Genomic DNA, 15,637 nt, shown 5'->3' with positions numbered 1-15,637 from the left:
GTTCACTGTCATCCGTGAGCAGCCATAGGTTTCCATCAGCTCGTGTTCGAACGGGATGCGATCGCCAGGCTTGAGCTCTCCGGAGAGTATCCGGTCTTCGATGGCGCTGCGAATGGAATCGTGCAGGGTCTTTTTTGAGGGTGCCGTGTTCGGCCTGGAAGACAGCGGCATCAGCTCAGAATCCTTTCGAGAGCGCGTCGAAAGCCAGCTTCAAACTCCGATCGCCTGACATGCCGTCCCTGCTCAACCATACGACCCCCCCGAACCCAAACCTCAGATATAGACGCTTTCCCACGCCTGAACACCCATTCGTCCAGAATTGCGTCGTTTGCGTCCGTGGCCGGCAGGACTTCGGACGGCGCAAGCACCAGAATGTCGGCGGAGTGGCCAGGCGCAAGCTGCGCGGATGTTCCAGAGGCTCGATTTCCGCCCTCCAGGGCTGCCTCATAGAGCATTCTTCCCGAGGAGCCTCCGCTGCCAGTGTTGATCACGTTTCGCTGCCTGAAGCGCAGCCTCTGGCCGTATTCCAGCAGTCGCAGCTCGTCCGAGGCATCGATCGATACATTCGAGTCGGAGCCGACCCCGAAGCGCCCGCCTGCCTCCAGGAAAACAGGCAGGTCAAAAATGCCGTCTCCCAGATTGGCCTCTGTAACCGGGCAAATGCCGGCGACTGCACCGCTCATCGCTAGCTGCCGCTGCTCAGTTTCGCTCGTATGCGTCGCATGTACCAGGCACCAGTGATCATCAACGTCTGCATGCTCAAGCAGCCATTCGACGGGCCGGGCCCCGCTCCACTCCAGGCAGGCTTCGACTTCCTTCACCTGTTCTGCGATGTGAATATGTATAGGTCTATTCGGCTGTAAGGCGCACACCGCGGCCAGTTGTTCAGGTGTTACCGCACGAAGACTATGAGGCGCCACACCGAGCACGGCGCCTTCAAGCCTCTCACAGTGTCTCCCGGCCCGATCGATCAATCGGTCAAACGAGTCCACCGCGTTCAGGAACCGCTTCTGGCCGTCCGATGGAGGCTGTCCGCCGAAGCCGGCTTGCGCGTAAAACACGGGAAGCAAGGTCAGACCGATGCCCGCAGCCTCGGCCGCCTGGACGATACGACCCGCCATCTCAGCCGGATCTGCATAGGGCCAGCCCGCAGGATCATTGTGCAAGTAATGGAATTCGCAGACCCGGGTGAAGCCGCCCTCAAGCATTTCTGCAAATGCCAGCGCGCTAATCGCCTCGATGTCCTCCGGGGCTGCGACACGAATGAAATTGTACAGCTGCTCGCGCCAGGTCCAGAAGCTGTCCGTTCCGGATGACTGCCTGAACTCGGTGCGTCCGGACATTGCGCGCTGAAATGCGTGGGAGTGCAGATTCGGAAGGCCGGACACTGCCGCCACACTGGATCGCGATTGAGAGATCCCGGCGCAATCTGTCCTGATCGCGTGGATTATGCCGTCGGCGATATCGATCTCGACATTCTCTGCCCATCCTTCAGGCAGCAGCGCCCGTCCACATTGCAGAGTGTGCGAAATACGTGTCGATTTTGATGCCTGAACACTGACCAATGGACGCTTCCCAATTTACATTGTTATGTATAGACATTAGCTGCAATCTGGGCAACTGACGAATTCGATGGGGCGAAACGGGTCATATGAGAATCTGGACAAATGCGAAACTGGCAACCTTGTCGGCCGCCCGTCCCGAACTGGGGGTCATCGACAGCGGAATGATCGTTGAAGAAAACGGACGCATCGTCTTTGCTGGCCCGTCATCAGACGCCCCCCCGGCCAGCGATACAGAGACGATCGATTGCGAGGGGCGCTGGATCACGCCCGGCCTCATCGATTGCCATACTCACCTCGTCTATGCGGGCAGCCGCGCACGAGAGTTCGAGATGCGCCTGCAAGGCGCGACCTATGAAGAGATCGCTCAGTCCGGCGGAGGCATACGATCAACCATGTTCGCGACAAGGGCGGCGAGCGAGGAACAACTGGTTGAAGGCGCGCTCCCACGTCTTGATGCCCTACTGGCGGAAGGCGTCACCACGATTGAGATCAAGTCCGGCTATGGGCTGGATGTTGACCATGAGCTCAAGCAGTTAAGAGCCGCCCGATCGCTCGGCGAACGGCGCGACGTCGACATTCGCACCACCCTGCTCGCCGCCCATACGCTTCCGCCCGAATTTGACGGGCGGCCCGATGAGTTTATCAAACTTGTGTGCGAGGAAATCATTCCTCAAGCCGCAAGCGCTGGCCTCGCCGACGCGGTGGATGCCTTCTGTGAATCAGTTGGCTTTACCCGAGAGCAGACCGAGCGTGTCTTCCTGGCCGCACGCAATGCCGGCCTGCCCGTGAAGCTGCATGCTGAGCAATTGTCGAACAGCCATGGGGCGCAACTCGCCGCAGAATACGCCGCCCTGTCGGCCGACCATTTAGAGTATCTCGACGAGGACGGGGTGCGCGCTATGGCGCAAGCGGGCACAGTCGCCGCAATCTTGCCAGGCGCGTTCTATTTCCTGCGCGACACCAAGCTGCCGCCATTTGACCTGCTCAGGAAGTATCGAGTGCCGATGGCTGTCGCGACCGACTGTAATCCCGGCACCTCGCCGCTCACCTCCATTCTTCTTGCCATGAATATGGGGGCGACCCTGTTCCGTTTGACGGTTGAAGAATGCCTGAAAGGGGTGACCTGTCATGCCGCAACCGCACTTGGCATTGGGCACAAGACCGGCAGCCTGGAGGCAGGCAAGCAATGCGACCTTGCCATTTGGGACATCGAGAGCCCCGCTGAACTTGTTTATAATATAGGCCTCAACAAGCTGCATCAGCGTGTGCGGGGTGGGCGATGAAGAAAGTCATTCTCAGGCCTGGCCACATATCCGTCGCCGAGTGGCGCCTCATCTGGCAGGGCGCCCCCATCAAGCTCGACCCGGCATGTCATGACGTGATTCTTAAGTCCGCCCGTGCCGTCGCCAATATCGTGGCCAAGGGCGATCCAGTTTATGGGATCAATACAGGGTTCGGAAAACTGGCCTCTGTCCGTATACCAGATGACCAATTCGAGGTTCTACAGCGAAACATTGTGATTTCGCATGCCGCTGGCGTGGGCGATCCGCTTCCGGACGCAGTGGTGCGGTTGATGATGGTTCTGAAACTCGCCAGCCTGGCGCGAGGGGCATCCGGCGTTCAGCTGGAAACGATCGAGCTGCTAGAGAGCATGATTTGCAAGGGCGTTCTGCCGATTGTCCCGTCACAGGGATCGGTGGGAGCGTCCGGCGATCTTGCGCCGCTGTCTCATATGGCCTGCACCATGATTGGCATAGGAGACGCCAATTTTGGCGGCGTGCGCATGCCTGCGACTGCAGCCATGGAAGCGGCTGGCCTGAAGCCCCTGGCGGCGCTGGCAGCGAAGGAAGGACTGGCGCTTCTTAACGGAACCCAGTTTTCTACCGCTTGCGCCCTTACCGGTCTGTTCGAGGCAGAACGATTGTTGCAGACATCGCTGATCACCGGCGCGCTTTCGACCGAAGCGGCGAAAGGATCTGACAGCCCTTTCGATGATCGCCTTCACCTGCTTCGAGGGCACGACACCCAGATTGAATGTGCAGCAGCCCTTCGCGCCCTCATGGCCAAATCGGCAATCCGCGCCTCGCATCTAGACAATGATAATCGTGTTCAGGATCCCTACTGCCTTCGATGTCAGCCACAGGTCGCCGGCGCCACGCTCACGCTTCTCAGGCAGGCCGGCGCGACCCTTGAAACCGAAGCCAATGGCGTTTCTGACAATCCTCTAATATTTGCAGAGACCGGCGAAGCGATATCCGGCGGTAATTTTCATGCCCAGCCTGTCGCATTCGCAGCAGACATGATGGCCATGGCAGTGTGCGAAATCGGATCCATTTCGGAGCGCCGCACGGCTATGCTTGTTGACCCTGCACTGTCCGGACTGCCTGCATTTCTCACACCAAATCCAGGGCTGAATTCGGGCTTCATGATCCCGCAGGTGACCTCGGCGGCCCTGGTGTCGGAGAATAAACAAATGGCATATCCTGCGAGCGTCGACTCCATCCCGACCTCGGCGAACCAGGAAGATCATGTCTCAATGGCGGCACATGGCGCGCGGCGGCTTATGCGGATGATCGCGAACGCCAACAACGTCCTCGCGATCGAGTTACTCGCGGGCGCACAAGGGTGTGACTTCCATCGGCCCCTGATGTCCAGCGCCCCTCTTGAACGGGCGCGCGCCGTCATCCGCGCGAAAGTGCCCAAGCTTGATGATGACCGCTTGATGTATCCCGATATCGAAGCGGCTGCTTCGCTAGTATGCTGCGGAGAGATCGCTTCAGCCGTCGAGATTGACTTGCCGGAAGTTGTCCGCCGATGATGGAAGACTGGCTTGAGATAAAGCGCGGCGACAGGCCTCTAATCGTGACCTTCCCGCATACAGGCACGCACGTCCCGGATGATATTTCGCCGGAATTCTTTTCGCTTTCCCGGGCGCGCAAGGACACCGACTGGTGGGTTGACCAGCTATACGCCTTCGCTGTGGATCTTGGCGCGACCACGATCCGGACGTCAATTTCGCGTTCCATCATTGACGTGAACCGTGACCCCTCCGGTGCGTCTCTGTATCCAGGGCAGACGACGACCGGACTATGCCCTCTCACGACATTTGATGGAGAGCCGCTTTATCGGGACGGCCATGAACCGGGCGAAGACGAAATCGCACGCCGGCGCGCCGCCTACCATCAGCCTTACCATGACGCCATACAGCAGCAGATCGACAGGCTTATCGCCGATCATGGCCAGGTTGTGCTCTATGATGCACACTCGATCCGCTCGAAAATTCCCCGGCTGTTCGATGACCTGCTTCCCATTTTCAGTATCGGCACCAACCACGACCAGACCTGCTCCTTGGTGTTGGGGGATGCGGTTGAAAACATCTGCGTGCGATCCGGCAAGCCAACGGTTCGAAATGGAAGGTTTCGGGGTGGTTGGACGACGCGCCACTACGGACAGCCTGATCGAAACGTCCACGCTATTCAAATGGAACTGGCTTGCCGCGGATATCTGGACGAACCTCTCGGAGACGTGGGCGACGATATCTGGCCCGTTCCTTTTGAGGTCGAGCGGGCCGCACCCTTTATAGAGACATTGAGACAGATCCTGACGGCCTGTCTGGAATTCGCCGAAAATCAGTGAGGAGTACCCGATGACCTATCGTGCCAACGCGCGAACAATACGTGCGCCGCATGGGACAGAGATCAGCGCGCAGACCTGGCAGTCCGAAGCGGCGCTGCGCATGTTGATGAACAATCTCGATCCGGACGTTGCTGAATGTCCTGAGGAATTGGTGGTCTATGGCGGCATTGGCCGGGCAGCGCGAAACTGGCAGGCATTCGAGACGATCGTATCGACGCTGAAACGCCTGAAATCCGACGAAACGCTACTCGTGCCATCGGGAAAACCCGTCGGTGTTTTCCGCACCCATGCCGATGCGCCCCGCGTACTGATCGCCAATTCAAACCTCGTTCCGAAATGGGCGACCTGGGATCATTTTAATGAGCTCGATAAAAAAGGGCTCATGATGTACGGCCAGATGACGGCTGGCAGTTGGATCTACATTGGCGCTCAGGGCATCGTTCAGGGCAGATATGAGACCTTCGCTGTAATGGGGCGTCAGCACTACAATGTGGATCTGACGGGCAAGTGGCTGCTCACTGCCGGACTTGGCGGCATGGGCGGCGCGCAGCCCCTGGCCGCTGTCATGGCAGGAGCTTCATGCCTTGCCATTGAGTGCGACGCCTCCCGCATCGATATGAGAATGCGCACGGGCTATCTGGACGCCCACACCGCCAATCTGGACGAAGCTCTTAGTATGATTGAAGAGAGCTGCCAGTCGGGACCCCCCCGATCTATCGGCCTGCTTGGTAATGCCAGCGAAATGCTGCCGATGCTGCTGGAGCGCGGTATCTTGCCCGACTTGTTGACGGACCAGACCTCGGCTCATGACCCCGTCAACGGCTATCTGCCGAAAGGCTGGTCGCTCGACGAATGGAAGACGGCGAGAGAAACTGATCCAAAGCGCGTGGAGAAAGCTGCGCGCGCCTCCATGGCCGAACATGTCGCCGCCATGCTCGAATTCCAGAAACGCGGCGTTCCGACCGTCGATTACGGCAACAATATTCGACAAGTCGCATTTGACGAAGGCCTCGCCGATGCATTTGCCTTTCCGGGGTTCGTGCCGGCCTATATTCGCCCGCTCTTCTGCCGGGGTATCGGGCCGTTCCGCTGGGCGGCCTTGTCCGGCGATCCTGAAGACATTTACCGCACAGACGAGAAGGTGAAAGAGCTCATCCCGGATGACGCTCATCTACACAACTGGCTCGACATGGCGCGCGAGAGAATCAAGTTTCAGGGGCTACCGGCCAGGATCTGCTGGGTGGGGCTGGGCGACCGGCACCGTCTGGGTCTGGCTTTCAATGAGATGGTTGCGAGAGGCGAGCTGAAGGCGCCTGTCGTGATCGGCCGTGATCATCTCGATTCAGGCTCTGTTGCCTCGCCCAACCGGGAAACCGAGGCCATGAAGGACGGGTCAGACGCTGTGTCTGACTGGCCGCTTCTGAACGCCCTCCTCAACACAGCATCCGGGGCAACCTGGGTCTCGCTGCATCATGGCGGCGGCGTCGGGATGGGGTATTCACAGCATTCCGGCATGGTGATCTGCTGCGACGGAACCGATGATGCGGCACGTCGAATAGAACGGGTGCTGTGGAACGATCCGGCAACGGGTGTGATGCGGCACGCAGATGCTGGCTATGACGAGGCTATTGCGTGCGCACATGAGCAGGGTCTCGATTTGCCAAGCCTGGACTGAGACGGCCCCGCCATAATGGCGCCTTCCGTCTGTCGCTCTTGGCAAGCCCCCCAAAATTGGAAAGACGCCGCCCCTTGCCGGAGCGGCGTCTCTCTTTTGCTTCTAGCCGTGATAAGGAGGAGGGCCCTACGTTAGAAGCTGTAGCCGTATTTCACGTAAAGGGTCTGCGGAACGCCGACGAAGCGGGCCGCATATGGATCACCACCACCATCCGGCGTGACCTGCTGGAACCGGGTGACGTATTCTTCGTCGAAGAGGTTTTGGACCCGACCAGTGATCCTGTGGCGATCTTCCGGCCCGAAGGTGAAGAAGGCCGAGAGGTCGACAGTTAGCGTGTCGCCATATTCCTGTCGTCCGACACCAAGTGTGTCATAGGTCGTGCCGAAATAGTTGAAGTTCAGCGAGCCCCCGATTGGCAAGCTTTCCGGATCATAGCTAACGCCCAGTTTTGCCGTCGATTCCGGAACGCTGTCTATTTGCTGACCATTCGAGCCCTCGGCTTCGGTAAACCCGAATGAAGCATCTGCCGAAAAGGCGTCCGTGAACGGAAGGGTTATCGCAACCAGGCCGCCCGTGACTTCCGTCTTGCCATCGCTGTTCTGGAAGACGCGCTGGCCGCCAGCTCCAGGAGCACTAGCAATCAGGTCGTCCACCTCCCGGTAGTACCCCACGATTTCCCAGGATCCATCATTGCCTCCCAGCGGAAAGAAACCGCCTACAGAGCCGTTGAAGTTGGTACTTTCTTCACCCTTGAGGTCAGGATTACCCTGGGTGCAGCAAGGGTCGATCGCGAACAGTTCATAGGCATCCGGCAGACGATAAGACGTGCCGAATGTCGCGCGAGCGAAAAGGAACTCGGAGAAATCGTACTGACCACTGGCGTTCCAGATGGTAATTCCTTCTCCAGACTTGGGCATGTTGTGGCGAGCGCCGATTGCCAGTTTGAGCTTGCCGAACATGTCTTCCGTGGTGCGCAGCTGGACGAAGGGCGCGTGCACGGATTCAGTTTGCTCATCGATGAGCAGCACATCGTCGCGGCCATTATAGTTTTGATAGTCCCAGCCGGCATAGACCTCGATGCCGTTGCCCGGAGCGAATTTCGAGAGGATGTTCAGGCCGAAATCCTCATATCCCCAGTACACGTTATCGGCGGTCTGGATGACCTCGCCGGGATCGGTCAGCGAATTGTTGTAGCGATCAATCGTCGTATCCCAAGAGTGATAATAACCCTTGAGATAGACCCCGAATGTGTCGGTCGCTTCCCAGTCCAACTTGGCACTGATGATGTCTTCGTCGCGCTCATTGTAATAGAGATTGATCAGGTCTGGACGCGCGAAGTCGAGGCGGGCCTTGGTGTTCTGGTAATTTGCAGAAAAGCGCATGTCCGGGGTGATATCGATCCCGTACTTTGCTCCCATGGTCAGCACGTCGTAGCCACGCTCGCGATCGGTGGCGCTTGGTTGGTAATCTTCCGTCGGGATCGGCTGGTAGCCTTCAGACGTATCGCTGGACGCGAAGAAAACAAATTCATGCGGGCCGGCGGCGCCGCGCACATTGCCGGAAATGTGCTCGCCCCCATTCGTGTCGACACCGGCCATGAACTGGCCGTCAGTCTCGCCACTTTTCAGCGATTTTGTAATGACGTTCACGACGCCTGCGACAGACTGCGTGCCGTAGAACAGCCCTTGCCCCCCTTCGAGGATTTCGATGCGCTCAACCATGGCGGCCGGGATCGTATCGAGCGGCGTGGTGCCATTGTAGAGACGGTTGCTGATCCGCACACCGTCAATGAGCCAGAGAACCTCACTCGTCCGGGATCCTTCCAGCGAGATGTCGACATAGTCGAAAGCGCCCGCCTTTGGCTGGATGTAGAGTGACGGAGCAAGCAATTGCAGGGCCGTGGCCACATCACCGATCGCCCGCTTAACCAGGTCTTCGCTGTCGATTATCTGTAGGCGGTTGCCATATTCTGACAGCTCGATTGCAAGGTCTTCTTCAAGCTGGGTACCCGTCACCAGAACGGATTCCATAGTGGCCTCTTCATCCTCAGTCTGGAGGGCCTCCGATTGCGCAATCGCGCTCGGCATCGCCGCGAGGCTCATCAGCCCCGCAATTGCAATAGCCCTCAGGCTCGCCTGTCTCATGAGGACAGTCTTTTCGGTGCGGTTAAACATGGTTTCCCCTTTCTGCTCGCACAGCCGCTTGGCCTCGTCGGGTTATCCCCTCAGCGTCAAGTCGACACTTATTAATATGTATAGACAACAAAGCGGCCGAAACGTCGTCAATCGGGAGCACGCCACATCCGCGTCCCGGGGGCATTTTTTGCACTGGATGCTATAGAATTAGTCACTTGGGGCGCTGAATTGTGCACACATGCCAACTGCCCCGAGCCTGAGGAGAGACAGGCATATAATTTATTTGCATATACTTATTCGGTTTGCTTTGCTGTGTGAAACTTGGTGGAAACCCCGGAAGGAAAAGGCGCCATGTCCTCCGATATTACCCAGCAGGAACGAGGCTCTGAAACCGTCGCGGCCACGCGCCGCGCTCAAGCGACGGGCTCATTCAAGGCAACTTTCCAGAGATGGATAATCTGGATTCACCGCTGGCTGGGCGTCGTCGCATGCCTGTTCTTTGTAATGTGGTTCGCCAGCGGAATTGTGCTTGCCTATGTCCGTTTTCCGGCGATGACGCTGGATGACAGGCTTAGCGTGCTGGCCCCGGTCGAGGCTGACAACATCAATACGACGCCCGGCGAGGCGCTTTCTGCCGCTGGTCTGAACGAATTTCCTGATCGCATGCGGCTCGAAATGTCGGCCGACCGACCGTTCTACCGGATCACCGACTGGAGCGGACAGCATCATACCGTTGCGGCCGATACGGGCGAACCGATCAAAGGCGTTTCGCCCGAGCGGGCGGTCGAGATCGTTCGCGACCAGACGGGAAATCCGCAGGCCACGCTGAAGAAAGCCAATCTCAGAAGCGACCAGTGGACTGTCACAGGGTACTGGAACAAGGAGCGCCCCTTTCACGTCGTCCAGCTCAACGATGCGAAAAACACCCACTATTACGTGTCGATCGCGAGCGGCGAGATCGTGCTAGATACTGTGCAGACTGAACGCTTATGGAATTATGTCGGCGCTGTTCCGCATTGGCTGTATTTCGAATTTGTTCGACATGACACAGGTCTCTGGGCCTGGAGCGTCTATATCATTGCAGGCATTGGTATCTTCGTTGCGCTCAGCGGACTCTGGGTCGGGATAGACCGGCTTCGTTTGCGGGCCAAATATGCCAATGGGTCCGTTTCGCCATTCAAGGGGCTGATGAAGTGGCACCACATTCTCGGCGTGGTGGGAGGCCTCTTCCTCGCGCTCTGGATCATCACTGGTTTCTGGACGATGTATCCGGGGGGCGTTCTTGAGACGCGCTACATCACCAAGTCCGAGCACAATGCTTATGCGGGCGATACGTCGACCCAATTTGCGCTTGGTACGACCGCCGCCCTTGCCGAGGCAGAGGATGCGCGCCGCATCACGTTTCGCAGGATCGGGGGTGAACCGTTTGCCGTGATGGAGAACGGTAATGCGCCGGCCAAAGTCATCCGGGTTGAAGACGGATCAGTCGAGCCGCTCACACTCGCCCAGGTCGAAGCTGCCGCCGGTTCGATGATGCCTGACCATGAGGTCACTCAGGCAGACTTTCTGCCGGACGGCGACGAGTACTGGCATTCAGGTTTCTATCCAAAGAAAACACCGATTATTCGGGTTCGCTTCGATGATCCGGAACAGTCCTGGTTTCACATAGATCCGGACACAGGCGAGATACTCGGTCTTGTGAACAATGAGTCGCGCATTGATCGTTGGACCGTTGTTGCCATTCACGATCTTGATTTCAAATGGCTGCTCGATAACCGTCCCTGGTGGGATTTTCTACTCTTCTTCACCACCATTCCCGGTCTCGCCTTGTCGATTACGGCCTTGGTGATCGGTTGGCGCAGATTGCAGCGTGTAGGGCTGGTTCCGGTTGGCTCGGGGCCTGAAGGTCAGGCCATAGCTGAAGAGGCCGCCGGCGATGCGCCGCAACCTGCCAGCCGCGCCGCCGTCCTGATTGCTTATGCAACGCAGACCGGCTCAGCTCGCCAGTTGGCCGAGCAGACGGCGCGCGCCCTTGAGGCAGCAAATTTGTCCGTGCGTATCCAGGATATGGCGACGCTTACGCCGGCCTCGATTGCCGCTCACAGGCGTGCTGTCTTCATCGTCTCGACTGCCGGTGATGGCGACCCGCCTGACAATGTCATTCCCTTCCAGCGGCGTCACATGCGGGCGTCTGCCGACTTCTCGACATTGCAATATGCTTTGCTTGCGCTCGGCGGCTTGGGGCATGGAGCCTATTGCAAGTTTGGCCTCGAAGTGGACCACTGGCTCGCGGGGAACAGCGCCTCCCGCCTTCACGACCCGATCTGCGTCGATGAACTGGACGAGGCTTCGCTGCGCGAGTGGGCCGGTCAGCTTTCCGAAATCACGGGCGTTCAGAGCCAGATCGACCTGGAGCGCGCGCCCTTCAAGCCCTGGATCCTCTCGCGCCGTGAGTGTGTGAACCCAGGAAGCCAGGGGCAAGCTGTCTATCACCTTGAGTTCGAGCCGGCCGGCAAACTACCGTCCTGGTATGCCGGCGATATCGCCCAGCTGGCGATGGGTGACGCAGAGCATGACGCACCTGAAACTTTGCCGCTGCGCGAATACTCCATCGCTTCGCTACCAATGGATGGCAAGATTCATCTTCTCGTCCGTGAAATGTTCCACCCTGATGGGCAAAAGGGGCTCGGCTCGGCCTGGCTGATCGATTCACTTCAGCCAGGCGACGCCCTGCCGCTTCGTATCCGCGAGAATGCCGGGTTCCATGCCCCATCGATGAACCGAAAGATTGTCCTCATCGGCAATGGAACAGGCATTGCCGGACTGCGCGCCCACCTCAAAAAACGGGCGGCAGATGACGCGGCGCCCGCGTGGCTGATCTTCGGCGAACGCAACTCTGCCTTCGACCGGCCATACCAGACAGAGATCGACGGATGGCTGCAGTCGGGCGTTCTGGAGCGCGCTGACCTGGTCTTCTCTCGCGATCAGGAAGAGCGCCGCTATGTCCAGCATCACCTGCGTGATGCCGCAGCCGACCTCCGGCAATGGGTGTCAGACGGGGCCGCCATACTTGTGTGCGGCAGTCTCGAAGGCATGGCCCCGGCCGTCCATGAGGCGCTCGTCGATATACTGGGCGAAGACATTTTCGAGCATCTCGCCTCGTCGGGGCGCTATCGCCGCGACGTTTATTAGTCACTACCTCCACCTCAACAAAAAGGGAATCCATATGAAACGCCACATCGCAATCAGCTTTGCAGCCTTGCTGGCAGCAACAACCAGCCCGGCTTTTGCAGACGAAGATGAGGCCCGCGATCTGCGGACCAGCGAAATGCCTCACATCAATGTCGAGAAAGCTCACGATGCAGCCTTCTCGACCGACACTTTCACGTTCGATCTCGCGCCCGAGGGCGAAAACGGGTCTCGCCTCGAATACAAGGTATCCATGGATGCCGGAGATGTGTTGATATACTCCATCGAAGCGACCGGCACAGTTATCTCGGAGTTTCATGGCCAGTCGGATGACAGCAAGGCGGTCTTCTTTTACCGCGAGCAGGATGACGTCGGCTCAACGCATGGTCAGTTCATATCGCCCATGACGGGCGGCCAAGGCTGGTATTTTGCGAACACGTCGGATGAGCCGTCTACTGTGACACTGGACGTTGCGGGCTACTACACGCTCGAACCCGGCCTTATCGAAATCCCGGACTAGATCCCGAAGCGGGCGGCCTCCTTTTGGGGGCCGCCAACGCGCACCCCATACGACAATCAAGCAGTTTTGCGCGCCGCGCATAGCCAGGCGTGACGGCAGTCTATTCCCTGCTGGAGGAAACCCATGCCCCTTGCAAACCAAGCGTTTCACTACTTTCAGAATTGGTACCGTGAATTTGGCGCGCTGGCGGTCAGCCTTGCCTTGCCCCTGTCGGCCTGGCCTGAGCCCGTCACGCTTTATGCCGACATTGGCACCTCCACAATCGGGATCGACCGGGGCGAACAGATCAGCGATACGGCGGTCGAATTGAATCTGGGGGCCGACTTCGCGCTCGAGGCTGGTCAACTCTATGTCGCCTTATACCGCCTCACACCCGTCGGGCCTTACCAGTCTGCCTATGATGATGAGGTGGATTACACGGCCGGATTTGCGTGGTCAGGTCGTGGCTATGAAGCCGACGTTTCCGCCAACTGGCTGACCTATCCGGGCGAAGAGAGCGAACCGTCGCTGGAAGTGGCGGGCGCAATTGCGCTGGACTTGCCGCTTGCTCCGGAGCTCGCCGGATTTGTCGATGCCGACACCAATGACCGGGGGCTGGAACTGACAGCGGGGCCCCATTGGCAGGCCGGAAACTGGGAGTTTGACCTGCGCGGCCGTGTCGGTCTGGTCGAGCCGGGCGGCGGGGGCGCAAGCCGGTCCTACGCAGGCATTGAAGGCGCCGCCTTGTATCCGCTGTCGCGCACGGTCCTGCTCGGCACTTATATCCGCGCCGAATGGGCCGACCAGGACAGTTTTGTTCGCAGGTACGATAATGCGGGTGCGTCCAGCGCTTTTGCGTCGCAAAGCGTCGCTGCCGGCATCGTTTTGGCCTGGACCGGGCAACTGAAGTAACCGCCCCTCACAAGAGACGCGTTTGCACTGGTCTGACGACACCCCTATTCCGCTCTTTCAGTATGCCGAGCACCGGGTCGCTTGATACTGCCAGCTTGAAGTCGGTGTCACACTGACACAGAATAAAAAAAAGCGGTCGGGAGGACATCATATGCGCACCATCAACACAGCTATTGCGCTCTGCGCCATCGCGGTTGCGGCAGGCTGTACGAATGCAAACAATGCGCAGCGGTCCAGCGCGCCGGGCATTGCCGCCGAAGCCCAACCCGTCGCGCATTGGGAGCGCGATGAGACCGGCATCACCGTCATTCCGGTCGCCGAAGGCGCCGCACCCGTCCGCATCGAGCCCGTTTCGCCGCAGATCATCCGCGTGCTCGCCGATCCGGATGGTGACTTCGCGCGCGATGACAGCCTCATGATTGTCGCGTCTGCGCCTTTCGATGCGTTTACCGTTGAGGAGGTTCAGGATGCAGTGCTGGTCACGACGTCCGCATTGACGGCCCGTGTCGATCGCAGCACCGGTCAGGTGTCCTTCCTCGAGGCAGACGGCACGCCGATCCTGTCAGAGCATGGTGGGCGGTCCTTCTCCTCCTTCACGCTGGACGATAAAAACTTCTATGCAATCCAGCAGGATTTCGACGCCGATGTATCGGAGGGGTTCTACGGCCTCGGCCAGCAGCAGATGGGCCAGATGAATTACAATGGCGAGAATGTTGAACTCGCCCAGCACAATATCTCGATCGCCATGCCTTTCGTGGTCTCAACCGGTGACTATGGCATCCTGTGGGATCAGTCCTCGATCACGCGTTTTGGCGATCCGCGCCCGTGGGGCGGGCTCGATGACACGCTAATTGTGCGAGGAGAGGATGGCAGCGAGGGCGGTCTGACCGGCCGATACTATCTTGATGGCGAAGTGGTCGCCGAAACCCGCGAAGGCGATCCGGATTATGAATACCTGCCGGCGGACCAGTTCGCCACGGGCCAGTCGGTGCGCGATGTCTTTCCCGCCCCGCTCGGGACGCAGTCGCCTGACAAGGTGGTCTGGACAGGGTCGATCGAGGCCGAGACGGCCGGGCTTCACAAGTTCCAGGTCTACGCGTCCAGCTACATTACAGTGACAGTCGATGGCGAGACGGTCGTTGATCGGTGGCGGCAGAACTGGAACCCCTACCAGTTCAATTTCGAGCTGGAGATGACGCCGGGCGAGGCGAAGGATGTGCGCGTGGAATGGGCTGCCAATGATGGCTATTTCCGCGTCCGCCATCTGGGGCCGCGCACCGACGCCGATCCGCGCCAGCTGACCCTCTCATCGGAGGTCGCGCAGCTGATGGATTACTATTTCATCCATGGTGAGACGGGCGACGATGTCATCGCGGGTTATCGCGATTTGACCGGCAAGGCGGTGCTGCTGCCGCGCTGGGCCTATGGTTTCTGGCAGTCGCGCCAGCGCTACACAAACCAGCAGGAGCTGATCGATGTCCTGGCCGAGTATCGCGCCCGGGAGATCCCGATCGATAATATCGTGCTCGACTGGTTTTACTGGCCCGAGGATTCGTGGGGATCGCACGAGTTTGACGCCGAGCGCTTTCCCGATCCTGCCGGAATGGTCGACCAGGTCCATGCCATGGATGCGCAGATCATGATCTCGGTCTGGCCGAAATTCTATCCGACGACGGAGAATTACAAGGCACTCGACGCGGCCGGCTGTATCTATCGCGGCAATATCGAGCGCGGCGCGCTCGACTGGGTCGGCCCCGGCTATCTCAATGCCTTCGTCGACCCCTACTCCGAAACCTGCCGCGAGCTATTCTGGGACCAGATGCAGTCCGAACTGGACACCAAGGAGTTCGATGCCTGGTGGATGGACGCGACCGAGCCTGACATGCACTCCAATGTCTCGCATCCCGACCATCAGTTCCGGATGGGCCCGACGGCGATGGGCCCGGCTGCGCAATACTACAATTCCTTCGTGCTGATGAATTCGCGCGCCGTGTATGAAGGCGAGCGCAGCGGAGCCGACCCTGAT

Annotated in this window: 11 protein-coding genes; 8 read left to right on the top strand and 3 right to left on the bottom strand. The window is 59.0% G+C overall.

Features of this window, described 5'->3' with window-relative positions:
* Together WA989_RS10655 and WA989_RS10650 are read right to left on the bottom strand one after the other, a co-directional pair.
* Positions 1-171: GntR family transcriptional regulator (locus tag WA989_RS10655; protein ID WP_424340477.1), on the bottom strand; the 171-nt coding region annotated here is incomplete at its 3' end.
* Entirely contained in the window at positions 171-1,565 is a 1,395-nt protein-coding gene (locus tag WA989_RS10650; protein WP_424340475.1) for a formimidoylglutamate deiminase, read from the bottom strand. The genes WA989_RS10650 and WA989_RS10655, both read right to left, overlap by 1 nt.
* Before the next feature lie 86 nt (positions 1,566-1,651).
* On the opposite strand from WA989_RS10650, the gene hutI reads away from it, so the two are divergent.
* Genes hutI through hutU form a run of 4 tightly spaced genes read left to right on the top strand, consistent with a single transcriptional unit; the run spans position 1,652 to position 6,876 of the window.
* Positions 1,652-2,848, top strand: coding sequence for an imidazolonepropionase (gene hutI / locus WA989_RS10645; protein WP_424340474.1), 1,197 nt, complete (start codon positions 1,652-1,654; stop codon positions 2,846-2,848).
* The gene (gene hutH / locus WA989_RS10640; protein WP_424340473.1) at positions 2,845-4,383 is read left to right on the top strand and encodes a histidine ammonia-lyase; all 1,539 of its coding nucleotides are present in this window, start codon (positions 2,845-2,847) and stop codon (positions 4,381-4,383) included. The genes hutI and hutH overlap by 4 nt, the downstream gene beginning before the upstream one ends.
* Positions 4,383-5,201, top strand: a complete 819-nt coding sequence (gene hutG, locus WA989_RS10635; protein ID WP_424340476.1) for an N-formylglutamate deformylase — start codon at positions 4,383-4,385, stop codon at positions 5,199-5,201. Before hutH ends, hutG begins: the two co-directional genes overlap by 1 nt.
* Before the next feature lie 10 nt (positions 5,202-5,211).
* Complete coding sequence (gene hutU / locus WA989_RS10630) at positions 5,212-6,876, top strand: urocanate hydratase (protein ID WP_424340472.1); 1,665 nt, start codon at positions 5,212-5,214, stop codon at positions 6,874-6,876.
* A gap of 131 nt (positions 6,877-7,007) precedes the next feature.
* Here hutU and WA989_RS10625 read toward each other — a convergent pair whose 3' ends face one another.
* On the bottom strand, positions 7,008-9,020 hold the full coding sequence (locus tag WA989_RS10625) for a TonB-dependent receptor plug domain-containing protein (RefSeq protein WP_424340471.1): 2,013 nt from the start codon (positions 9,018-9,020) through the stop codon (positions 7,008-7,010).
* 342 nt (positions 9,021-9,362) lie between these two features.
* Here WA989_RS10625 and WA989_RS10620 point away from each other — a divergent pair, with 342 nt between their 5' ends.
* From WA989_RS10620 to WA989_RS10605, 4 genes are all read left to right on the top strand, one after another.
* A complete protein-coding gene (locus WA989_RS10620; protein WP_424340470.1) occupies positions 9,363-12,203 on the top strand; it encodes a flavodoxin domain-containing protein in 2,841 nt (946 codons plus the stop codon).
* A gap of 34 nt (positions 12,204-12,237) precedes the next feature.
* The gene (locus tag WA989_RS10615) at positions 12,238-12,720 is read left to right on the top strand and encodes a hypothetical protein (protein ID WP_424340469.1); all 483 of its coding nucleotides are present in this window, start codon (positions 12,238-12,240) and stop codon (positions 12,718-12,720) included.
* Between the two features lie 123 nt (positions 12,721-12,843).
* On the top strand, positions 12,844-13,611 hold the full coding sequence (locus WA989_RS10610) for a hypothetical protein (protein ID WP_424340468.1): 768 nt from the start codon (positions 12,844-12,846) through the stop codon (positions 13,609-13,611).
* Between the two features lie 151 nt (positions 13,612-13,762).
* Positions 13,763-15,637 (top strand): TIM-barrel domain-containing protein (locus tag WA989_RS10605; protein WP_424340467.1); only part of this gene is annotated, 1,875 nt, incomplete at its 3' end.

It is taken from the genome of Henriciella sp. (assembly GCF_049649345.1).
Lineage (GTDB): Bacteria > Pseudomonadota > Alphaproteobacteria > Caulobacterales > Hyphomonadaceae > Henriciella.
Note: the sequence above shows the minus strand (reverse complement) of the source record. Positions and strands in the feature narration are given on the sequence as shown.